This window comes from Brevibacillus sp. NRS-1366 (assembly GCF_050467985.1).
In genome coordinates this window covers 1-20,648 of record NZ_JBITPN010000013.1, presented here as the reverse complement: position 1 = coordinate 20,648, position 20,648 = coordinate 1, and the positions used below count along the sequence as shown (strand labels likewise).

The window sequence follows — 20,648 nt, the reverse complement described above, 5'->3', positions numbered from 1 at the left end:
CTCCTTTTGCTAGCGAAAAGGAAATGTGTTCTATATAAACCGTCATCACACACTTCGTATATCATGAGGCCGATCCTACCTTTGCTAACAGTTAACACTGCCATTTGATCTATCAGTATCAGTGAACAAGCTACTTTTGCCCAAAAAGAAAGGCGACCTTGTCGCCTCTTTTCTACTTCGGAAAGTATAAAAATTCTAAAGAATGGTCCCACTTTGAAGTAAAAACAAGTGGATATACCGTATCTATTTTCCAGCCTCTTTATTCTTCGGGATACGAATGGTGAATTGATAAAATTCATCATGATCCTCTTCATCGGTTTCTACAGTCAAACCCGTTTGGATCACCATATCGATCGATTGGCGTACCGTATTGATTGCAATCCGTGCATCTCTGGAGAATGCCTTCCAGCGCGGCTTTTGTTCCTTTTCCTTTTTAGGATTGTCCGCTGCCTCCAAAAGCTGTTTGACGCGCACTTCTGTCTGCTTAACGTTCCATTCGCGATCCAGTATCTCTACGAGAACCTTCATTTGCAATTCAGGATCCTTTAACGGAATCAACGCTCTCGCATGGCGCTCCGTCACTTGGCGGGCTAACAAAGCATCTTGAATTTCCTGCGGCAAATGAAGCAATCGCAGTTTGTTGGCGATCGTAGATTGTCCTTTGCCCAATCGTTGCGCGAGGCTCTCCTGCGTCAAATTGTGCAAATCAATCAATTTTTGATAGGCTATTGCCTCTTCTATCGCAGTCAACCCTTCACGCTGCAAATTTTCGATTAGCGCGATAGAGGCTGTTTGTGCGTCATTAAAATCTTTAACGATTGCAGGAATCCGCTCCATGCCCAATTTTTTTGTTGCACGCAAACGTCGTTCTCCAGCAATTAATTCATAATGACCATCTCTCATCCGTACAACGATCGGTTGAATTAATCCATGAGTCCGAATGGTTTGACACAACTCATCAATTTTCTCGTCGTCAAATACCGTGCGAGGCTGATAAGGATTAGGTACGATCTCCTCCACCGGTATCTGTCTGATCTCTTCGTTGTCTGTCTTGTCGGTCAACCCGAATATCCGAGAAAATGAATCTTTAACTGCCATAGAAAATCCCCCACTTCTACCCGTTCCATCCATGCTATTCTTACGCAATTGTTGTTTTTCCAATCAAACAGAAAAAGGCCCTGCCCAACACATGACAGAATCTTTTTTGAAGCTTGTTTGTCTGCATCGACTTTTCATCAACCATTGTCAAAAGGGTGTTCCATTTCTAAAACAAGAAGGCTACTATGCGTGTACACTAGGACCATGGAATTGAAACAAGTGCCTTACTCACCTAATTAGGTGCATCACAGCTTGTCCTCCCCCTTACTACCAAAGGACTTCTTTCGTACCCTCGCTTTGTTTGACATCTCAGCACCAAAAAATCAGCAAACCTTCTCTGTTCCCCACTTTGTCGGAAGTTTCCACGTGACTCATACTCAGTTGAATCTCGACGACTCACTTCGTTTAAAGTCCCTCAACCCCCTTGAAACTGGTGGGCACTGTTTTTTAGACCATTTGGCAAACGGAACATGCCAAAGACAAAGTAGGAATACCTGCGATTCTAGTACTAGATCCAGACGTTTACGTGATACCACAGAATCATTTGAACTGTTCCCGAACAAAAGGTCCCCTAGCCCTACAAAAATACATGCTACAACTTGCTTTTGCCCATGTTGTCAGATTGTAAAATTCCCTTCGACCCAATCCTGCTTCCCTATTCACTTATTTTCTGGTTCTGTATCTATATGTAATTCTGCAAGATTCGCCCAATTCCTGCTACTGAAAAACGTTTCACGTGAAACATCAATCGTGATCATCGTCATAGAAAACCGCTTGACCACGCTGTTTCGGCCTCTCTTCTTCCCCTATGCTTTCATCAGACGGATGTGAAATCTTGGTGACATGAAAAAGCTGTGGGAACAAGCGATGAAAATCTAATGTTAAATATGCAAAAAACGCAGCTACGATTGCTGTGATATACATTCCTGCACTAAACATCAAGCCAATAGCAGACGCTACCCACATACCTGCCGCAGTCGTCAAACCTTTCACTGTTCCGTTACATTTAATGATCGCCCCAGCACCCAAAAAGCCCATGCCGGTCACAACCTGAGCAGCTACCCTACCGGGATCATGATTGACCCCGCTGGATGAAAAGCCATAAATAGATGCTAATCCAAACAAGCAAGATCCGAAACAGACAAGACTGTAAGTACGGAATCCTGCCCCTCTCTGCCGATTGACATCTTTAAAAAATCGCTCTCGTTCCCATCCCATAATTGCCCCCGCTAAAAACGCTAGAAATAATCGCAATAAGATGGTTGGTAACTCCGGTGGAAAAAATAGGGCGAGCGCTGTTTCCATGCTTGCATCATCCTCTCAGACAAGCATTTTCGTTTGAAAAGTTACTTGTATGTATATGCAGATCATAATAACCACATGCCCTGGGGAATTCGGCTCAAGACGATCACAAATAAAAAAACCTCTATCGAGGCCTCTTCAAGGAGGAGCGACCGCGTTTTAGCGGAAGGTTTTACCGAAGTAATGCTGGATGCGGACGCTGAGGCACTTTGTTATGCGTTCCAGAAAGTTTAAGCCATGTTGCTTTCATACGGTGAAGCGCTTAAACTTTCTTGCACGTTAAAAAAAGATCGCAGCACCAGACAAGCTTGGCTACGACCTTCTTCTTTTATCTTGCACTTACAGAAGCGGTTTTTTGGCAGGAACACCCGCTTTTCGCGGATAATTTTTCGGGGTTGCTTCTACCTTTTCCATGATTACGACGTTTCGTTCCCCTGCATCCTCCAGCAGATGGAATGTCTCTACTTTCCGAGTCTTTCCGCCTAGCGTTTTGATTGCTTTTTTCGCTTCATTCAGTTCAGGAGTAATCTCCGCGCCCTTCAGAGCGATGAAATGGCCGCCTACTTGTGCAAAAGGCAAGCAAAACTCCGACAGCAGATTTAAACGGGCTACAGCACGTGCCACAACCAATTGATAGCTTTCACGATAGGCGGGTTCCTGTCCACGATCCTCAGCCCGCCCGTGCACCGGATAAACGTTTTCCAAGCCCAGCTCATCCGCAACATGCTGCAAGAAGTTCATGCGCTTGTTGAGAGAATCAATAATCGTCATTTTCAAATGGGGAAAGCAAATTTTCAACGGGATACTAGGGAAGCCCGCACCTCCACCGATATCCACAACGGTTTGCACCTGATCAAACGGAAAATAAAAAGCTGGCGTGATGGAATCGTAGAAATGCTTAATGTACACTTGCCCCTCTTCCGTAATCCCGGTCAAATTCATCTTCTCATTCCATTCCACGAGTAAACGAAAAAACTGGTCAAACTGCTCTTTCTGCCGATCCGTTAAGGTAATGCCCTGGGCTGCAAGAGCCTCGGCAAATTGTTCTTTGTTCATGTGCTCTTCTCCTTACTCCGCTGCTCCCACGCGATTATACTGCTCCAAGTACACCATCAACACGGAAATGTCTGCAGGAGTAACTCCGGAGATACGCGCTGCTTGACCAATGTTCAACGGGCGAATTCGGGTCATATTTTCGCGAGATTCCTTGGACATACCCGAAATCTTGTGATAGTCGATGTTATCAGGAATTCGGCGTTCCTCCATCTTTTTCATCCGTTCTACCTGCTGCAGTGATTTGCGGATGTATCCATCATACTTAATCTGGATCTCTACCTGTTCGATTACATCCTCTGGCAAAGGCTCTGGTGCAGGCACCATTTGCATGATGTGGCTATAGTTTATTTCTGGTCGGCGCAATAGTTGAGAGAGCTCGATTACTTCTGTTAATTCTGGTGAGCCCGCAGCGCGCAGCACTTCTTGCACCTGTGTCATGTCAGGACGTACACGTGTATTCATTACGCGTTCCTTTTCTTGCTCAATCAATGCACGTTTTTGGTCAAAACGTTGGTACCGCTCTTCGCTGATCAAGCCAATTTCGTGGCCGATATCTGTGAGACGCAAATCCGCATTGTCATGACGCAAAAGCAAGCGATATTCAGCACGGGAAGTAAGCAAACGATAAGGCTCATGTGTTCCTTTGGTCACCAGATCGTCGATCAAAACGCCGATATACGCCTCTTCTCTTCCCAAAATGACCGCCGGTTTGTCCTGAACGCGACGAGCTGCATTGATTCCTGCCATTAATCCTTGGGCTGCTGCCTCTTCGTATCCCGAAGTACCGTTAATTTGTCCTGCAGTGAAGAGCCCTGGCAGCAGTTTTGTTTCCAATGACGGCCATAACTGTGTAGGTACGACGGCATCGTATTCGATCGCATAGCCCGGACGCATCATTTTTACTTCTTCCATACCAGTCATGGATCGCAGCATGGATAGCTGTACATCCTCAGGCAAGCTGGTAGACAAGCCTTGCACGTACATTTCTTCCGTATTGCGGCCTTCTGGCTCCAGGAAGATCTGATGACGCGGCTTATCGTTGAAGCGTACTACCTTATCCTCAATCGACGGGCAATAACGTGGGCCCGTACCTTCGATCATGCCTGAATACATCGGCGCACGATGAAGATTACTTGTAATCAGTCCATGCGTATCTTCGTTTGTATACGTCAGCCAGCAAGGAAGCTGGTCAGTAATAAATTCAGTCGTTTCATAAGAAAATGCGCGTGGAACCTCATCACCTGGTTGAATCTCCATTTTAGAGAAATCAACACTGTGCTTGTGAATGCGCGGTGGAGTTCCTGTTTTGAAACGAGTCATTTCAAACCCAAGCTCTTTTAAATGAAACGCTAATCGAATCGACGGACGCATGTTGTTCGGGCCGCTTTCATACTGCAAGTCACCTAAAATAATTTTCCCGCGCAGGTACGTTCCTGTAGTCAAAACGACCGATTTGGCTTGGTAGCGTGCTCCGGTTTGGGTGAGCACACCTTCACATACTCCATCGTTCACGATCAATTCTTCTACCATAGCCTGACGCAGGATCAGGTTTGGTGTGTTTTCAATCGTCTTTTTCATTTCATGCTGATAAGCAAACTTGTCTGCCTGAGCGCGCAAAGCATGCACAGCCGGTCCTTTTCCTGTATTCAGCATCCGCATTTGGATATGGGTTTTGTCCGTATTGCGTCCCATTTCTCCGCCAAGCGCATCCAATTCTCTTACGACATGACCTTTTGCCGGACCACCGACGGATGGGTTGCAAGGCATAAACGCAACTGCATCCAGATTGATGGTCAACAGCAGCGTATTACAACCCATCCGTGCTGCTGCCAATGCCGCTTCACAACCCGCATGACCAGCCCCAATCACGATGACGTCAAATGAGCCGGCTTCATACGTAGGTACAACATTCATTTTTTCTCCTCCTCCTTACTTGTGAGTACTACATCTTTCGAACAAGACTCCACTTGCCCGCTTTCCTTACTTACCGAGGCAAAACTGGGAGAATATCTGGTCAATCAAATCCTCACCAACACTCTCACCGATGACTTCACCAAGCAGCTCCCATGCCTTTTTAATATCAATCTGGATCATATCAACTGGCATCAAATCATCAATTCCAGCTAATGCTTCATCTATCGCACGGTCCGCCTGCCGGAGCAGTTGGATGTGGCGTGCATTGCTCACGTAGGTTAAATCATCCTGCTGCACCCGGCCACTGAAGAAGATATCCCCAATCGCCTGCTCCAACAGGTCGATCCCCGTCTCCTCCCGCGCCGATGTCATGATCAACGGCTGCTGTGGAAATTGTTTTTTTACTTCTTCTAAATCGACCTTCTGCGGCAGGTCAAATTTATTCACAATGACGATGACCTGGAATCCTTTAGCCGCTTCAAAAATCGAATAATCATCTGGAGTGAGCGGCTCGTTGTAGTTGATGACGAGCAGGACAAGATCTGCCTTTTGCAAAAGCTGCCTCGACTTCTCTACCCCAATTTTTTCGACGATATCTTCCGTATCCCGAATCCCAGCCGTGTCGATCAGACGCAATGGAACACCACGTACGTTGACGTATTCTTCAATCACATCACGAGTAGTGCCCGCCACATCGGTAACGATTGCCTTTTCCTCTTGGACAAGGCTATTTAATAGAGAGGATTTTCCTACATTCGGGCGCCCGATAATCGCGGTAGACAGACCTTCCCGCAAAATTTTCCCTTGTTTCGCCGTCTGTAGCAGCCGTTTTATCTCCTCTTTCACCTCTACACATTTGCCTCGTAAGAAGTTCTGTGTAAATTCCTCGACATCATGCTCCGGATAGTCCAACGTCACTTCTATATGAGCCATGGCTTCGATCAGATTCTGTCGCAGCCCTCGAATGAGACGAGACAGCTTTCCCTCCACCTGATTGAGCGCCACTTTCATCGCCCTGTCTGTCTTCGCCCGAATTAAATCAATAACAGCTTCAGCTTGCGACAAATCGACGCGGCCATTTAAAAATGCACGCTTTGTAAACTCACCTGGTTCTGCCAATCGTGCACCATTGTCCAAAATGAGCTCCAACACTTTTTCCACGGAAACGATCCCTCCGTGGCAATTCACTTCAACTACATCCTCCCGCGTAAAAGTCCGCGGTGCCTTCATAACGGAAACCAGCACCTCTTCCACTCGCGCACCTGTCAGTGGATCATACAAGTGACCGTAGTGAATCGTATGACTGTCCACAGTGGACAACTGTTGTTTTCCTTTGTATATCTTATCCACAACTTCGATCGCCTCCGGTCCACTTACCCGGATCACAGCAATACCGCCTTCCCCCATCGGAGTAGCGACCGCCGCTATCGTATCGAATTTCATGATATTCACCTCAAGCTTTCCAATAAGAAAACCTCTATCGAGGCCTCCTCAAAGATGAGCGACCGCGTTTTAGCGGAATGTTTCATGCGCTCCAGAATTCATAAGCGTTCGCGCTTAAATTCTTATACGTTCAAACGAGTCAGCCACTAACTTACTAGCTTAACAGATCGACCTGAAAAATTCCAAAAGAAAGTGCAGATTTTCGGACTGCTGCCGCACACTCAACAGGAAAAAGCAACCTCCTGCTCAAGGTTGCTGCTACGCTTTTGTTATCCACAGTATGATCTTTTTTTGGATACTCCAATCCTACCACGGATTATCCACAGTGGATAACCATAAACGCAAAAAAAATACAGAAAAAAAAGAAGCCTAACGAGAGGCTTCTTTCGGTGCGATTACAATATATCGATTGGGTTCGTCTCCTTCGCTGAAGGTAACCACATCTGCTCTTTTTTGCAAAAAGGCATGGATTACTTTCCGCTCGGCAGCCGACATCGGTTCCAGGCGCACATCACGCTTGGTTGATAGGGCTTTTTTCGCCACCCGATCCGCCAACTGCTCCAGTGTTTCCCTGCGGCGCAGCCGGTAATTTTCAGCGTCCAACGTGATGCGAACATGTTTCTCCGCATGACGGTTCGCTACGACGTTTACGAGATACTGTAATGAATCAAGAGTTTGTCCCCTACGGCCAATAATGATTCCCAGATTCGTTCCCTGGATGTCAAACAGCATGCCCTCTTCATTTGAACGTGTCTCCACTTTGGCATCTACCTTCATGTTTGACAAAACGTCTTGAAGAAAGTCACGTCCCTGTGCAACCGGATCAAAGTGAAATTCTACCTCCACCTTAGCGTCCTTGGCCCCGATCAATCCAAACAGACCTCTGCTCGGTTCCTCTAGAACACGGACACTTGCCCTTTCACGCGGCACACCCAATTCCAGCAAAGCTTTCTGCACAGCATCGTCTATCGTTTTTGCCGTAGCAACCACCTTTTTCACTTGGAGGCTCCCTCCTTAGGAGTAAGCTTATTACCCTTATCCCGGTACAGGAAGTAGGTTTGTACAATCGTAAACAGGTTACCGTACACCCAGTACAGAGAAAGAGCTGAAGGCAAGGTAACCGCAATTGCCAGAATCATCAACGGCATCATGATAATCATCATTTGCATTTGCGGGTTGCCTTGTGTTGCCTGTCCCATCATTTTGGATTGTAGATAGGTTGTAATTGCTGCAACGATCGGCAAGATATAGTACGGGTCTTTTTCGCCCAACGTCAACCACAAGAAGCTTTGTGTCTTGATCTCCGTCGTACGGATAATCGCATGGTAGAACGCAATCAGGATCGGCATTTGTACCAGCATTGGCAAGCAACCAGCCAATGGATTGACACCATTCTTTTGGAAAGCAGCCATTGTTTCCTGTTGAGCCTTTTGCGGATCATTCTTGTACTTCTCACGGATTTTTTGCATTTCTGGCTGAAGCTCTTGCATTTTCTTGGAGCTCTTGATTTGCTTCACCATCAAAGGCAGTACAATCAGGCGAATGATGATTGTAGCTACCAGAATACCCAGTCCGTAGTTGTTACCGAGTATAAGTGCGCTCTCTTTAATCAACCAAGACAAGGGATATACTAAATACTTGTCCCAGATGCCGGTTGCGTCAGGGCCGATTGGTGCAGCAGTCTGCGGATTACAGCCCGACAAAACTAGAACCAGCAAGGTCAGCATAAGAATGCTGAGGGTGCGTCTACTCAAGGGTGATCCTCCTTTTCCCCGCTTCAATTGAGGTATGATTATTTGCGTTGATCCGGGACCGGATCAAACCCGCCCGGGTGGAACGGATGGCATTTAAGGATGCGACGAAGGGCCAACCATCCTCCCCTCCACGGCCCAAATCGACGAATCGATTCGATGGCGTAGTGGGAACAGGTGGGCGCGAACCTACATGAGGGTGGCTTCAGTGGAGAAATAAATAATTGGTATCCACGAATCAACCAAACCATGACTTTCGCCAACATCGTTTCACCCTCTTTTTCCATTATGTACGGGTGCCTGTTTGATCACTTTGGCTCGTTTCATGACGTGCAATAGTGACTGCTCAATGGCTTCAAGGGTCATCGTTTCCACTCCTGGACGGGCGATGATGACAAGATCCAGACCGAGTGGAATGGCGGTTTCCAAGCGTGCTACCGCCTCGCGTATGAGCCGCTTGACCCTGTTACGGATAACGGCGTTGCCAATTTTTTTACTTACGGAAATCCCGGCGCGAAAAGCTGCTTGTCCCTCTTGCTTGGCGGAATATAGGACAAACTGCTTATTAGCAGCCGAACTTCCTCGTTGAAACACTGCTTGAAAGTGCTCATTTTTTTTGAGCCGGTGTGAACGATGCAAGGTAAACAACCCCTAACATCACAATTATAGTAGAAAACGTAAACAGCATCTACCAGTATATCCTTGTTTCGTCCACTTTTTTCCCATAAGCGCACTTTGTTTACAAGAAAATCAGAAAAAAAGAGAAAGGATCGCCGTAGATTAGCAGATCGTAGCGATTATTTCATCGCTATGGATACGTAAACGGTTGATCAGCTCTTCATCCGCTTGTAAAAATCCTAACTCTTTTAGCCGCAAAAGAAGCCCGCGTGGAAGTGACTCCCAGTGATTCTCCAGCCATTGGTCTGCATCCTCACAAAGATAGAGCCAAATGGCTTCCGAAAATAAGAGAAACTTCGCAGCTCCCTCCTCTTTTTGCCGCCTCAAGCGCTCTAGTTTTCGCCGTAACAGGATATCGTTTAGGGGGTCCAGAGCAAACATGTCCCTATCCCGCTGAGAACGCAGGTACGCCCGATAGGCGGCTATCAGCCCCATTCGGTCTTGTACATCCTGTTTGGCACCGTAGCTCTCTAAAAGAAGCCTCTCAATCACTTCCCATTGACCTGTCTCTTTCATGAGGGGAAATAACCAGCCATCCGCTGCCGTTCCTTTGCAAAAATAAGCATACATTTGCACAGCACAAGTCCAACCTGCCCAAGCTGCCAGATAAGCCGAATAGTCAAATCCCTCGGCGAGCGCGAGACTTGCAGTATCGTGGTACTGATCAATGTCCCTCTTTGCTTGCTCCAGCATTTTGCCTCTTCCCTCTTCGGAGTCGAGATAATCACGCATAAAGTGGAACCAAGTCGAATAGCGCCCCTGTGGATCGTAAATCAGTCTTGCTTCTTTTATATAGCGCCACGACCATGGTCTCTCGTACACGGTCTCATTGATTGGAGCAGGATGAATGTGAAGCTGAATAATCTGTCCTCTGAACTCCCTATTCTCGCTGGTGTGGTCGCTTTTGCCCTCCACAATGATGTTCAGATCCAGATCACTATGGGCATCTGCCTCTCCTCTTCCAACGGATCCCCCTGCATAAGCGCAGACCATGCTTGGAAAAGACTCTTCCTTTAAAAAGTCTTGGGCCAATAAAACAAAAAAGTCGGTAAAACTCTCGTTCCGCTCCATGGATTCCTCCTGGCCTTTTCATGCTTCTTCCTTTTAGTAGCTAGGTAATTAAACTCCTCCAAAAGGTTTCAACATCGCTGCAGGACTTCCTCTTTTCGCATGAACAAAGAATTTTCCGACTTAACAGGCAAACAAAAAGACCACTAAAAGAGTGGCCTTATGCGGAAAGAACTTTTCTACCTCTTTGACGACGAGCAGCCAAGATTTTGCGGCCATTTTTTGTGCTCATGCGCTTACGGAATCCGTGATCCTTTTTGCGCTTGCGGTTGTTAGGATTAAATGTTGGTCTCATTACTATACACCTCCGTCTTCCACAGACATTCTTTTGCATTATAAAAACATATGCCTAAAAAGTCAAGTTACAGTGGAATTTCATTACCAAGGCAAATATCCCCATAAAACTATTTCCCGGACCTGTGGATATCATTTTATCCACAAAAACAAAAATCGACAAGTTTATCTACAGCTTGTACACAAAATATGGACATGTGCATATGTACATAGCACCAGAGGTTGTGTTTGTGGATAAGTATGAAAAAACCATTGATACCATGCGTTATATCTGTTATTATGTTTTTGTTTTGAAGCGTGAATAACTTCCATAGGTAATTCAGGTTTTCCACAGCATGTGGATAAGTTTGTGGACAGATTCCTTCCTTTGTGTATGTTGTTACTCACATGGGTGCGGATAACCGTCTGCTTTTTTTCTCTTCTCCGAGTGTAATCCCTTTTTTTCGACTTTTTTTATCCACAGTCGACAACCAACGATCATGTTGACAAACGGGTGGCACATAACAGATTTTTGCATTTTTTCGTTATATTTTCGATTGATGAATTTATTTTACGGATTGTCCAAAAGGAGGGATTCTGGTTGGATGCAGCGATTAGCGAGCTATGGCGCAAAGTTTTGGCCAAGATAGAAAAATCGCTAAGCAAACCCAGTTTTGATACCTGGCTGAAGGCGACGAAAGCAACTACTTTGGAAGAAGATGCACTGATTGTCGTAGCGCCCAATGACTTTGCCAGAGATTGGCTCGAAACTAGGTACGCTCAACTGATTACCGATACACTATATGAAGTAACTGGTATTAATATGAAGGTAAAATTCGTCGTCTTGCAGAATCTTGACCCCGCATTTGCCGATGAACAGCCTACCCCACGGGTAAAAGCCAGTGCTCCGCCTACTGCTGCGGATGATCAGCCGCCCAGTATTTTGAATCCCAAGTACACCTTCGACACGTTTGTCATTGGCTCTGGGAATAGATTCGCTCATGCGGCGTCTCTCGCGGTCGCAGAAGCTCCAGCAAAAGCATACAATCCCCTCTTTATTTACGGGGGTGTCGGTCTTGGCAAAACCCACTTGATGCATGCGATCGGCCATTATGTGGTTCAACACAATCCTTCGGCAAAAGTGGTTTATTTGTCATCTGAGAAATTTACAAATGAATTCATCAACTCCATTCGCGACAATAAGGCGGTCGAATTCCGCAATAAATATCGTAGCGTGGATGTCCTTTTAATTGATGATATTCAGTTTTTGGCTGGAAAAGAGTCGACCCAGGAAGAATTTTTCCATACATTCAATGCTTTGCACGAAGAAAGCAAGCAGATCATCATCTCCTCTGACCGGCCGCCCAAGGAGATCCCGACTCTGGAGGATCGCCTGCGCTCCCGATTTGAGTGGGGCTTGATTACGGATATTCAGCCGCCTGATCTTGAGACACGGATCGCCATTTTGCGCAAAAAAGCAAAAGCGGAGAATCTGGACATTCCTAATGAAGTGATGGCGTATATCGCTAACCAAATTGACAGCAATATTCGCGAGCTGGAAGGTGCTTTGATTCGTGTTGTAGCGTACTCATCCTTGATTAATCGCGATATTGATACGCAATTGGCCGCAGAGGCGCTGAAAGATATCATTCCGTCTTCTCGCCCTCGCGTTATCACCATCATTGACATTCAACGAGCTGTGGGCGATGCATATAATCTCAAGCTGGAGGATTTTAAAGCGAAAAAACGGACCAAAACCGTTGCTTTTCCCAGACAAATCGCTATGTACCTCTCCAGAGAGCTGACTGATGCTTCCCTGCCCAAAATCGGAGACGAATTCGGCGGACGCGACCACACAACAGTCATCCATGCACATGAAAAAATCTCTCGTGCCCTGGCTAGTGATCCGCAAATGCAGACAACGATTCAATCGCTCATTGAAAAACTAAAAGCTCACCACTAAACTGTGAATAACGCAAAAAGCCTATACACAACTTACCCACATGTGTATAGGCTCTCTTTTACGTGTTTGATCCACATATCCACAAATCCACAGGCCCTATTACTACTTCTGTTAAAAAGATATATCCTAATAAGATATGATAAAGGCGCAGCCATTATGCATGGTGAGGGAAAAAATAGCGTCTAAAAAGAGGGAGGCTCACTTTGATGCACATTACCGTTCAGCGAGACAAGCTATCTAATGCCGTGTCGCATGTCAGCAAAGCGGTTTCTAGCCGAACAACCATTCCAATTTTGACCGGGATCAAGATAAAGACTGATGATGAAGGACTCACTCTAACGGCAAGTGATTCTGATGTATCCATCGAAGTTCAGATTCCACTGGAAGAAGCAGGAGAATGGGGAGTTACGATTCATCAGCCAGGCAGTATCGTATTGACAGCGCGTATTTTCAGCGAGATCGTACGCAAACTGCCTAGCAACGAAATCCACATTCAGGTTGATGATCGCCTCGTAACCCAAATTCGTTCCGGCCAAGCCGAATTCACCATTAATGGGATGGATGCGAATGAATTCCCTCAGTTGCCGCACTTGGAAGAGGATAAAGTTTTCAGCGTTCCATGTGATCTTTTGAAAGCCATGATCCGTCAAACCGTATTTGGTGTATCCACATCCGAGATGCGTCCGATTTTGACTGGCTTAATGTGGTCGCTCGATCAAGGACAACTGCGCTTTGTTGCAACAGACAGCCACCGTTTGGCTAGCCGTACGGCAATGGTAGAATGCCCGGAGGATCTTTCTTTCCATAACGTGGTCGTACCGGGTAAAAGTTGTAATGAATTGGTAAAAATATTGGATGACGACCAAAACCCTGCTGATATCGTCGTAGCGGAAAACCAGATCCTGGTGAAGTCGAAACACATTCTGTTCTATTCCCGTCTGTTGGAGGGAACGTACCCGGACACGACCAGAATCATTCCACAAGGCAGCAAAACCGAGATCACAGTTAGCACAAAAGAGTTGCTGCAATCGATTGAGCGCGCTTCCCTGCTGAGTCGCGAAGGCAAATCAAACGTGGTAAAATTGGTTACTTTATCTGATGGAAGCGTAGAAATCACATCAAATGCTCCAGAGATCGGGAAAGTAACAGACATGTTGACGCCGAAAGCGATGAATGGAGAAGAGCTCAAAATCTCCTTCAATGCCAAATACATGATCGATGCCCTGCGTGCGATTGACAGCACCGAAATTAAAGCAAGCTTTACTGGCCCTATGAGTCCATTTGTCATTCGTCCAACTGACCATGATTGGATGCTTCATTTGATTTTGCCAGTGCGTACCTACTAGGCGTTTTTTCGTAAAGGAATGTTTTTACGTAAAAGAAAGGGGCCCTACCATGCGTGAGGTTTCCATCACGACCGAATATATCGCCCTCGGGCAATTTTTAAAGCTGGCGGAAGTCATTGATACTGGAGGTATGGCAAAAGCATTTCTGGCTGAAGTGCCGATCCAGATCAACGGTGAGCTCGATAACCGGCGCGGCCGCAAGCTATATCCTGGCGATGAAGTGGCGATTGAAGGCTATGGCCGCTATCAAGTGGTACGCCGCTGAGAGGAGAGCGTGATTCTTGTTTCTCAAGAACCTGTCGCTAACCAACTATCGCAATTACGAATCGCTCTCCCTGTCATTTGACGGTCCGATTCAGCTATTTATTGGCAACAATGCTCAAGGCAAAACAAATGTACTGGAATCCATATACGTGTTGGCCCTGGCCAAATCCCATCGCACGCCCCGAGACAAGGAGCTGATTGCCTGGGAGGCTGATTATGCCGCTATCCGTAGCGATGTTCTTCGTCGCTACGGTTCTGTTCGTTTGGAGCTGCAGTTGACAGCAAAGGGAAAGCGGGCCAAAATCAACGGAATGGAGCAGCAGAAGCTCAGTGCCTATGTGGGAGCATTGAATGTCGTGATGTTTGCTCCGGAGGATTTGTCCATCGTGAAAGGAGCTCCTGCTCAGCGCAGACGCTTTATTGACATGGAAATCGGGCAAGTATCTCCAACGTATCTGTATTATTTGAGCAATTACAACAAGGTGCTGGCCCAGCGAAATCAGCTTTTGAAGGATTTGGCCATGAAAAAAAGTAACTCGCTGGAAATGCTGGCAATTTGGAATACCCAATTAGCCGATTTAGCTGTAAAATTGTTACGGAAGCGTTTTGAGTTTATTCGCAAGCTAGAAACGTGGGCACAAGAGATCCACACTGGCATTACCGACGGCAGGGAAATGCTTTCCTTGCATTACGAAAACTCATCGCCCGTCACGGAAGAGATGACAGTAGACCAGGCAGTTGATAAGCTATTGGCTGCTTATGAAGAGGTTCGCGACCGAGAAATCATGCGGGGAAGCACCCTGATTGGACCGCACCGTGATGATTTTTCACTTAAGGTGAACAACATGGATGTACAGACGTACGGTTCTCAGGGACAGCAACGCACCAGCGCGCTGTCCATCAAATTGGCCGAAATCGAGCTGATAAAAGAAGAAGTAGGCGAATACCCCGTTCTTTTGTTAGATGATGTCTTGTCAGAGTTGGATGAACATCGACAAACCCTGCTGCTCGAAACCATTCAGGATCGGGTTCAGACGTTTGTAAGCACAACGGGTGTGGAAGGCTTAAAGCATCAGGTTCTCCAGCAAGCCTCTCGTTTTTACGTGAAGGAAGGGAAAATCTCGGGGGAAAGGTAGGGGATCAGGGATGTTTATACACATTGGTGGAGATACTGTGGTGAGCACAAAGGAAGTCATTTCCATTCTCGACCATCAGACTGTCAAATCCTCCAAAATCAATAAGGCTTTCTTGCATGAAAAACGGAAAACCGTTGTTGATCACAGCGAGGAAGAAACAAAGTCGTATGTAATCACCCAGGATGCCATATACTGTTCACCTATTTCTTCTCTGACGCTAAAGCGACGCGCTCAGTTCGTGGACAGCTTGGATCAGGTTCCCTTAGTACAAGCTGAAGTAGAGGAGTTGACTTAAGAGTGGATCAAGTGACGACAAAAGATACAAACTACGACGCTAGTCAGATTCAGGTGCTGGAAGGGTTAGAGGCAGTTCGGAAACGTCCCGGCATGTATATCGGGTCGACCAGCAGCCGCGGTTTGCATCACCTGGTATGGGAGATTGTCGACAACGCCATCGACGAAGCACTTGCCGGCTATTGTGACGAGATTTTGGTAGTCATTCAGCCGGACAACTCCATAGCTGTAACCGATAATGGCCGGGGAATTCCAACCGGCATTCATGAAAAGACTGGTAAATCAACTGTAGAAACTGTTTTGACCGTTTTGCACGCCGGCGGTAAATTTGGTGGTGGCGGATACAAGGTTTCAGGTGGTCTGCACGGTGTAGGTAGCTCGGTTGTGAACGCGCTCTCCGAATGGATGGAAGTCGAAGTCAAACAAAACGGCAACATTTATCACATGCGTTTTCGTGTAGGTGCTCCAGAAGCGGACCTCGCTATCGTTGGTGAAACGGAAGACAGCGGGACAAAGGTTACGTTTAAGCCTGACCCGACTATTTTTACCGAAACCACAGTCTTTGAATACGACCTCCTGCAAAAACGGATTCGCGAGCTGGCTTTCCTGAATAAAGGACTGCGCATTACGCTAAAGGATGCACGTCCTGATCAGGAGCGGGAAGAATCGTTCCATTATGAGGGCGGTATCGTGCAATTCGTTGAGTACCTGAACAAGAACAGGGAGGCTTTGCATGACGAGGTTATTTATTGTGAAGGCGAAAAGGATGGCTTGCTGGTCGAAGTAGCTATCCAGTACAACGATAGCTACGTCAGCAATATTTACTCTTTTGCCAATAACATTAATACGCATGAGGGCGGAACTCACGAAACCGGCTTTAAAACAGCCCTTACTCGTGTGATTAATGACTATAGCCGCAAGTTCAACTTTTTGAAGGAAAAGGATCAGAATCTCTCTGGTGACGATGTGCGCGAAGGGATTACCGCCATTATCTCGGTGAAGATTCAAGAGCCGCAATTTGAAGGTCAAACGAAAACAAAGCTCGGCAACTCTGAAGCCCGCAGCATTACAGAGTCTGTTTTTGGCGATCGCTTTAACAGCTTCATGGAGGAAAATCCGGGGATTGCCAAGAAAGTGGTCGAGAAGGCTTTGATGGCTGCCAGAGCGCGTGAAGCAGCGAAGAAGGCTCGGGAAATGACTCGTCGCAAGAGCGCTTTGGAAGTAAGTGCATTGCCGGGTAAATTGGCGGATTGTTCGTCTAAAGACGCGTCTGAGTCAGAACTGTTCATCGTAGAGGGAGACTCTGCGGGTGGTTCTGCAAAGATGGGTCGTGACCGCCATTTCCAGGCGATCCTGCCACTACGGGGTAAAGTCTTGAACGTGGAAAAAGCACGTCTCGACAAAATTCTGGGCAACAATGAGATTCGCATGATCATTACCGCACTAGGTACGGGGGTCGGCGAAGATTTTGACATTACCAAAGCACGTTACCATAAAGTTGTCATCATGACCGATGCGGACGTCGACGGTTCTCACATCCGTACCCTTCTTTTGACATTCTTCTATCGTTACATGAGACAATTGATTGAAGCAGGGTATATTTATATTGCCCAACCGCCTCTCTTTAGTATTAAACAAGGGAAGCAGATTCATTATGCCTATACCGATAGGCAGCGTGATGAAATTCTGGCAACCTTGAAAACGACTCCTAAACCCAATATCCAGCGCTATAAAGGATTGGGTGAAATGAACGCGGATCAATTGTGGGAAACAACTATGGATCCAGACGTTCGAACGCTTCTTCAAGTAAACCTAGAGGACGCTATGGAATCGGATATGGTATTTGAAACGCTCATGGGCGATGAAGTAGAACCGCGCAGAGAGTTTATTGAGCAGCATGCTTCAAGAGTACGCGATCTAGATATTTAATCGACAAACAAATGAAGGACATGTAGGAAGACTCAGCTATTCAGGCGGTGTATTCTGATACATGCTATGAATAGCTGAGCTTCTTTTTTATTGTGTAAACACGGTTGCTTTTTGCTAGGTAGATATACGTAAATCTACTTTTTAAAAATTTTAGCTGTATCTGATAAAAAATATGAAAAATTCTATTGCAATGAATTAAAATCTATGCTAGATTATAATTCCAGAAGGGATACGGGCCTATAGCTCAGTTGGTTAGAGCGCACGCCTGATAAGCGTGAGGTCGGCTGTTCGAGTCAGCCTAGGCCCACCATTATAGCTTTTTCTTCTTGCTGAGGGGTCCCCGAAAAGTATTCGGAATAACCAACGAAGCATAAGCGTCACTTTTTTTGGTTTCTTTCATGGGGCTGTAGCTCAGTTGGGAGAGCGCCTGCCTTGCAAGCAGGAGGTCATCGGTTCGATCCCGTTCAGCTCCACCATATTGTTCCTCGGTAGCTCAGTTGGTAGAGCAATCGGCTGTTAACCGATCGGTCGGCGGTTCGAGTCCGTCCCGAGGAGCCATTCAGAAACTTATATAACATTCATCCTGGCCCGTTGGTGAAGCGGTTTAACACAGCAGCCTTTCACGCTGTCATACAGGGGTTCGAATCCCCTACGGGTCACCATACTACCCCACAAAGTGGATTTGATGCTTCTTGGCATCATTGAAGTTGACGGGGCCCCCGCAAAGTACTCGGAATATGCTTCAAAGCATATTCGTCACTTTGTGGGGTTACGGAGGCTTAGCTCAGCTGGGAGAGCATCTGCCTTACAAGCAGAGGGTCGGCGGTTCGATCCCGTCAGCCTCCACCACTTAATTTCATAAAGTGACTTAGTAACGTCGCGGGATGGAGCAGCTCGGTAGCTCGTCGGGCTCATAACCCGAAGGTCGCAGGTTCAAATCCTGCTCCCGCAACCAAATTTTTCACTTGAACTACGTTGAAAGTTCTTCTTGCTCAAGTGAGATGGGAGTGCCCTTGGGTGCAACCAAATATGGAGCTGTGGTGAAGTTGGAGTTCACGCCGGTCTGTCACACCGGAGGTCGCGGGTTCGAGTCCCGTCAGCTCCGCCATTCTTTCTCAAGCAATGGTGGAACGTCAAATGCTTGAGGCTCGGTAGCTCAGTCGGTAGAGCAGAGGACTGAAAATCCTCGTGTCGGCGGTTCGATTCCGTCCCGAGCCACCATTACTATATGAAATATGCCGGTATAGCTCAATTGGTAGAGCACCTGACTTGTAATCAGGGGGTTGTGGGTTCAAGTCCTATTGCCGGCACCACAATTTACCTAGAAAATAGCGTGTGCGTGCTGTTTGCACAGTGCTTTTCAAGGAAAAGCTGGGGAGATAGTGAAGTGGCTAAACACGGCAGACTGTAAATCTGCTCCCTCCGGGTTCGGCGGTTCGAATCCGTCTCTCCCCACCATCTTTACTTCGTGGCTATTGGGGTATAGCCAAGCGGTAAGGCAACGGACTTTGACTCCGTCATTCCTAGGTTCAAATCCTAGTACCCCAGCCATTTTAATACGAGCCATTAGCTCAGTTGGTAGAGCATCTGACTTTTAATCAGAGGGTCGAAGGTTCGAGTCCTTCATGGCTCACCAGTATTTTTTAACCCAAAAAAGTAGAGTGTTGTTTTGAAGGCTTTTCGGGTGCCGGATTGATAATGCGGTCATGGCGGAATTGGCAGACGCGCTAGATTCAGGTTCTAGTGGTGGCAACACCGTGGAGGTTCAAGTCCTCTTGACCGCACCATTCCCCCAAAAAGTGAAGTGAAGCTTTGTAGCGTATTCCGAATACTTTTCGGGGACCCCACAACTAATTAATTATTTATGCGGACGTAGCTCAATTGGTAGAGCGTCGCCTTGCCAAGGCGAAGGTCGAGGGTTCGAGACCCTTCGTCCGCTCCATAACATGTGCCCTTAGCTCAGCTGGATAGAGCGTTTGACTACGAATCAAAAGGTCGGGAGTTCGAATCTCTCAGGGCACGCTTCTACACCCCAAAAAGTGAAGAAGAGCATTGTAGCGAACTCCGAGTACTTTTCGGGGGCCCCGCAACATAAAAGTAAACATTATTATCGGGAAGTAGCTCAGCTTGGTAGAGTACTTGGCTTGGGACCAAGGGGTCGCAGGTTCGAATCCTGTCTTCCCGACCAGTTTTACAACTTGATAAGCCGGTGTGGCGGAATGGCAGACGCGCGCGACTCAAAATCGTGAGGGAAACCGTGGGGGTTCAAGTCCCTTCACCGGCACCATATTTTTGCGGGTGTAGTTCAATGGTAGAACTCCAGCCTTCCAAGCTGGTCGCGTGGGTTCGATTCCCATCACCCGCTCCATTTTTTGCGGAGGGATACCGAAGTGGTCATAACGGGGCGGTCTTGAAAACCGTTAGAGTGCAAGCTCACGGGGGTTCGAATCCCTCTCCCTCCGCCACTTCTTTTTACTGAATCAGGCTGATCATTTTGGCGGCGTAGCTCAGATGGCTAGAGCGTTCGGTTCATACCCGAAAGGTCGGGGGTTCGATCCCCTCCACCGCTACCATAGGGGCATAGTTTAACGGTAGAACGAAGGTCTCCAAAACCTTTGGTGTGGGTTCGATTCCTACTGCCCCTGCCAAAGTTATTTTCATATATATGGCGGTCGTGGCGAAGGGGTTAACGCACCGGATTGTGGCTCCGGCACTCGTGGGTTCAAGTCCCATCGATCGCCCCATATTTTTCAAAACAAAATATGTCTCAGTAGCTCAGCTGGATAGAGCATCCGCCTTCTAAGCGGACGGTCGGGAGTTCGAACCTCTCCTGAGACGTTTTTACATGCGGTCGTGGTGGAATTGGCAGACACACCATCTTGAGGGGGTGGCGGGGCGACCCGTGCGAGTTCGAGTCTCGCCGACCGCACCATTGAATTTTTTTCAATGAAATTTAAAAAGCACTTGATTCTTTTGTTAGAACGTGCTATATTATAAATCTGCCCAGTTGGCATGCGATGTTACTAGCTTAAAAGAGTTAGTAAAAAAAGTAGTTGACTCTGGCAGGTGAATATGATAGTATAGAGTTCTGCACTTGAAAAGGTGCGACAGCAAATGCTCTTTGAAAACTGAA

Annotated in this window: 17 protein-coding genes and 24 tRNA genes; 30 read left to right on the top strand and 11 right to left on the bottom strand. The window is 46.9% G+C overall.

The window, feature by feature from the left end; translation table 11 throughout:
* Positions 1-243: 243 nt before the first annotated feature.
* The 11 genes from noc to rpmH form a co-directional block, all read right to left on the bottom strand.
* Positions 244-1,098 carry a nucleoid occlusion protein gene (noc, locus tag ACIFQN_RS07095; RefSeq protein ID WP_429832335.1) on the bottom strand — a complete coding sequence of 285 codons (855 nt, stop codon included), beginning with the start codon at positions 1,096-1,098 and terminating at the stop codon, positions 244-246.
* A gap of 744 nt (positions 1,099-1,842) precedes the next feature.
* Complete coding sequence (locus tag ACIFQN_RS07090; protein ID WP_429832334.1) at positions 1,843-2,403, bottom strand: MgtC/SapB family protein; 561 nt, start codon at positions 2,401-2,403, stop codon at positions 1,843-1,845.
* A 336-nt stretch (positions 2,404-2,739) separates the two neighbouring features.
* The gene (gene rsmG / locus ACIFQN_RS07085; protein WP_429832333.1) at positions 2,740-3,456 is read right to left on the bottom strand and encodes a 16S rRNA (guanine(527)-N(7))-methyltransferase RsmG; all 717 of its coding nucleotides are present in this window, start codon (positions 3,454-3,456) and stop codon (positions 2,740-2,742) included.
* A gap of 12 nt (positions 3,457-3,468) precedes the next feature.
* Complete coding sequence (mnmG, locus tag ACIFQN_RS07080) at positions 3,469-5,370, bottom strand: tRNA uridine-5-carboxymethylaminomethyl(34) synthesis enzyme MnmG (RefSeq protein WP_429832332.1); 1,902 nt, start codon at positions 5,368-5,370, stop codon at positions 3,469-3,471.
* A gap of 66 nt (positions 5,371-5,436) precedes the next feature.
* Positions 5,437-6,813, bottom strand: coding sequence for a tRNA uridine-5-carboxymethylaminomethyl(34) synthesis GTPase MnmE (gene mnmE / locus ACIFQN_RS07075; protein WP_429832331.1), 1,377 nt, complete (start codon positions 6,811-6,813; stop codon positions 5,437-5,439).
* A gap of 369 nt (positions 6,814-7,182) precedes the next feature.
* Positions 7,183-7,812 (bottom strand): RNA-binding cell elongation regulator Jag/EloR, encoded by a 630-nt coding sequence (gene jag, locus ACIFQN_RS07070; protein ID WP_429832330.1) that lies wholly within the window; start codon positions 7,810-7,812, stop codon positions 7,183-7,185.
* Positions 7,809-8,567 (bottom strand): membrane protein insertase YidC, encoded by a 759-nt coding sequence (yidC, locus tag ACIFQN_RS07065; RefSeq protein ID WP_429832329.1) that lies wholly within the window; start codon positions 8,565-8,567, stop codon positions 7,809-7,811. Before yidC ends, jag begins: the two co-directional genes overlap by 4 nt.
* A 38-nt stretch (positions 8,568-8,605) precedes the next feature.
* Entirely contained in the window at positions 8,606-8,830 is a 225-nt protein-coding gene (yidD, locus tag ACIFQN_RS07060) for a membrane protein insertion efficiency factor YidD (RefSeq protein ID WP_429832328.1), read from the bottom strand.
* A gap of 4 nt (positions 8,831-8,834) precedes the next feature.
* Positions 8,835-9,203 carry a ribonuclease P protein component gene (rnpA, locus tag ACIFQN_RS07055; protein WP_429832327.1) on the bottom strand — a complete coding sequence of 123 codons (369 nt, stop codon included), beginning with the start codon at positions 9,201-9,203 and terminating at the stop codon, positions 8,835-8,837.
* Between the two features lie 141 nt (positions 9,204-9,344).
* On the bottom strand, positions 9,345-10,313 hold the full coding sequence (locus ACIFQN_RS07050) for a hypothetical protein (RefSeq protein ID WP_429832326.1): 969 nt from the start codon (positions 10,311-10,313) through the stop codon (positions 9,345-9,347).
* Between the two features lie 157 nt (positions 10,314-10,470).
* Entirely contained in the window at positions 10,471-10,605 is a 135-nt protein-coding gene (gene rpmH / locus ACIFQN_RS07045; RefSeq protein WP_084766016.1) for a 50S ribosomal protein L34, read from the bottom strand.
* Positions 10,606-11,184: 579 nt separating this feature from the next.
* Here rpmH and dnaA point away from each other — a divergent pair.
* From dnaA to ACIFQN_RS06895, 30 genes are all read left to right on the top strand, one after another.
* Positions 11,185-12,546: a chromosomal replication initiator protein DnaA gene (gene dnaA, locus ACIFQN_RS07040; protein WP_429832325.1), complete on the top strand. Its 1,362-nt coding sequence runs from the start codon at positions 11,185-11,187 to the stop codon at positions 12,544-12,546.
* A gap of 206 nt (positions 12,547-12,752) precedes the next feature.
* On the top strand, positions 12,753-13,892 hold the full coding sequence (gene dnaN / locus ACIFQN_RS07035) for a DNA polymerase III subunit beta (RefSeq protein WP_429832324.1): 1,140 nt from the start codon (positions 12,753-12,755) through the stop codon (positions 13,890-13,892).
* A 49-nt stretch (positions 13,893-13,941) separates the two neighbouring features.
* On the top strand, positions 13,942-14,157 hold the full coding sequence (gene yaaA, locus ACIFQN_RS07030) for a S4 domain-containing protein YaaA (RefSeq protein ID WP_429832323.1): 216 nt from the start codon (positions 13,942-13,944) through the stop codon (positions 14,155-14,157).
* A 16-nt stretch (positions 14,158-14,173) separates the two neighbouring features.
* Positions 14,174-15,292: a DNA replication/repair protein RecF gene (recF, locus tag ACIFQN_RS07025; RefSeq protein ID WP_429832322.1), complete on the top strand. Its 1,119-nt coding sequence runs from the start codon at positions 14,174-14,176 to the stop codon at positions 15,290-15,292.
* Between the two features lie 10 nt (positions 15,293-15,302).
* Positions 15,303-15,587, top strand: coding sequence for an extracellular matrix regulator RemB (remB, locus tag ACIFQN_RS07020; RefSeq protein WP_429832321.1), 285 nt, complete (start codon positions 15,303-15,305; stop codon positions 15,585-15,587).
* A 2-nt stretch (positions 15,588-15,589) separates the two neighbouring features.
* Complete coding sequence (gyrB, locus tag ACIFQN_RS07015; RefSeq protein WP_429832320.1) at positions 15,590-17,515, top strand: DNA topoisomerase (ATP-hydrolyzing) subunit B; 1,926 nt, start codon at positions 15,590-15,592, stop codon at positions 17,513-17,515.
* 233 nt (positions 17,516-17,748) lie between these two features.
* Positions 17,749-17,825 (top strand) — tRNA-Ile (locus tag ACIFQN_RS07010).
* Between the two features lie 90 nt (positions 17,826-17,915).
* Positions 17,916-17,991: transfer RNA gene (locus ACIFQN_RS07005), tRNA-Ala, on the top strand.
* 6 nt (positions 17,992-17,997) lie between these two features.
* Positions 17,998-18,073: transfer RNA gene (locus tag ACIFQN_RS07000), tRNA-Asn, on the top strand.
* 27 nt (positions 18,074-18,100) lie between these two features.
* Positions 18,101-18,177: transfer RNA gene (locus ACIFQN_RS06995), tRNA-Glu, on the top strand.
* Between the two features lie 111 nt (positions 18,178-18,288).
* Positions 18,289-18,364: transfer RNA gene (locus ACIFQN_RS06990), tRNA-Val, on the top strand.
* A 29-nt stretch (positions 18,365-18,393) separates the two neighbouring features.
* Positions 18,394-18,470: transfer RNA gene (locus ACIFQN_RS06985), tRNA-Met, on the top strand.
* A 76-nt stretch (positions 18,471-18,546) separates the two neighbouring features.
* A tRNA-Asp gene (locus ACIFQN_RS06980) sits at positions 18,547-18,623 on the top strand.
* Positions 18,624-18,660: 37 nt separating this feature from the next.
* A tRNA-Phe gene (locus tag ACIFQN_RS06975) sits at positions 18,661-18,736 on the top strand.
* A gap of 16 nt (positions 18,737-18,752) precedes the next feature.
* Positions 18,753-18,828: transfer RNA gene (locus ACIFQN_RS06970), tRNA-Thr, on the top strand.
* A 60-nt stretch (positions 18,829-18,888) separates the two neighbouring features.
* Positions 18,889-18,973: transfer RNA gene (locus tag ACIFQN_RS06965), tRNA-Tyr, on the top strand.
* A gap of 18 nt (positions 18,974-18,991) precedes the next feature.
* Positions 18,992-19,066: transfer RNA gene (locus ACIFQN_RS06960), tRNA-Gln, on the top strand.
* A gap of 9 nt (positions 19,067-19,075) precedes the next feature.
* A tRNA-Lys gene (locus ACIFQN_RS06955) sits at positions 19,076-19,151 on the top strand.
* Between the two features lie 64 nt (positions 19,152-19,215).
* A tRNA-Leu gene (locus ACIFQN_RS06950) sits at positions 19,216-19,302 on the top strand.
* Between the two features lie 79 nt (positions 19,303-19,381).
* Positions 19,382-19,457, top strand: a tRNA-Gly gene (locus ACIFQN_RS06945).
* 6 nt (positions 19,458-19,463) lie between these two features.
* Positions 19,464-19,537 (top strand) — tRNA-Arg (locus tag ACIFQN_RS06940).
* A gap of 89 nt (positions 19,538-19,626) precedes the next feature.
* Positions 19,627-19,703 (top strand) — tRNA-Pro (locus tag ACIFQN_RS06935).
* 17 nt (positions 19,704-19,720) lie between these two features.
* Positions 19,721-19,802, top strand: a tRNA-Leu gene (locus ACIFQN_RS06930).
* Between the two features lie 7 nt (positions 19,803-19,809).
* Positions 19,810-19,883: transfer RNA gene (locus tag ACIFQN_RS06925), tRNA-Gly, on the top strand.
* Between the two features lie 8 nt (positions 19,884-19,891).
* Positions 19,892-19,980 (top strand) — tRNA-Ser (locus tag ACIFQN_RS06920).
* A gap of 31 nt (positions 19,981-20,011) precedes the next feature.
* A tRNA-Met gene (locus ACIFQN_RS06915) sits at positions 20,012-20,088 on the top strand.
* A 1-nt stretch (position 20,089) separates the two neighbouring features.
* A tRNA-Trp gene (locus ACIFQN_RS06910) sits at positions 20,090-20,163 on the top strand.
* 20 nt (positions 20,164-20,183) lie between these two features.
* Positions 20,184-20,259: transfer RNA gene (locus tag ACIFQN_RS06905), tRNA-His, on the top strand.
* A 20-nt stretch (positions 20,260-20,279) separates the two neighbouring features.
* A tRNA-Arg gene (locus ACIFQN_RS06900) sits at positions 20,280-20,353 on the top strand.
* 9 nt (positions 20,354-20,362) lie between these two features.
* A tRNA-Leu gene (locus ACIFQN_RS06895) sits at positions 20,363-20,447 on the top strand.
* The last annotated feature ends 201 nt before the right edge of the window (positions 20,448-20,648 follow it).

Excerpts from the sequence above, each read along its gene's own strand:
- yaaA (WP_429832323.1), top strand. The coding sequence starts at position 13,942 with ATGCGTGAGGTTTCCATCACGACCGAATATATCGCCCTCGGGCAATTT.
- noc (WP_429832335.1), bottom strand. The coding sequence starts at position 1,098 with ATGGCAGTTAAAGATTCATTTTCTCGGATATTCGGGTTGACCGACAAG.
- remB (WP_429832321.1), top strand. The coding sequence starts at position 15,303 with ATGTTTATACACATTGGTGGAGATACTGTGGTGAGCACAAAGGAAGTC.
- mnmE (WP_429832331.1), bottom strand. The coding sequence starts at position 6,813 with ATGAAATTCGATACGATAGCGGCGGTCGCTACTCCGATGGGGGAAGGC.
- ACIFQN_RS07090 (WP_429832334.1), bottom strand. The coding sequence starts at position 2,403 with ATGGAAACAGCGCTCGCCCTATTTTTTCCACCGGAGTTACCAACCATC.
- mnmG (WP_429832332.1), bottom strand. The coding sequence starts at position 5,370 with ATGAATGTTGTACCTACGTATGAAGCCGGCTCATTTGACGTCATCGTG.
- ACIFQN_RS07050 (WP_429832326.1), bottom strand. The coding sequence starts at position 10,313 with ATGGAGCGGAACGAGAGTTTTACCGACTTTTTTGTTTTATTGGCCCAA.
- dnaN (WP_429832324.1), top strand. The coding sequence starts at position 12,753 with ATGCACATTACCGTTCAGCGAGACAAGCTATCTAATGCCGTGTCGCAT.
- rsmG (WP_429832333.1), bottom strand. The coding sequence starts at position 3,456 with ATGAACAAAGAACAATTTGCCGAGGCTCTTGCAGCCCAGGGCATTACC.
- yidD (WP_429832328.1), bottom strand. The coding sequence starts at position 8,830 with ATGTTGGCGAAAGTCATGGTTTGGTTGATTCGTGGATACCAATTATTT.
- rpmH (WP_084766016.1), bottom strand. The coding sequence starts at position 10,605 with ATGAGACCAACATTTAATCCTAACAACCGCAAGCGCAAAAAGGATCAC.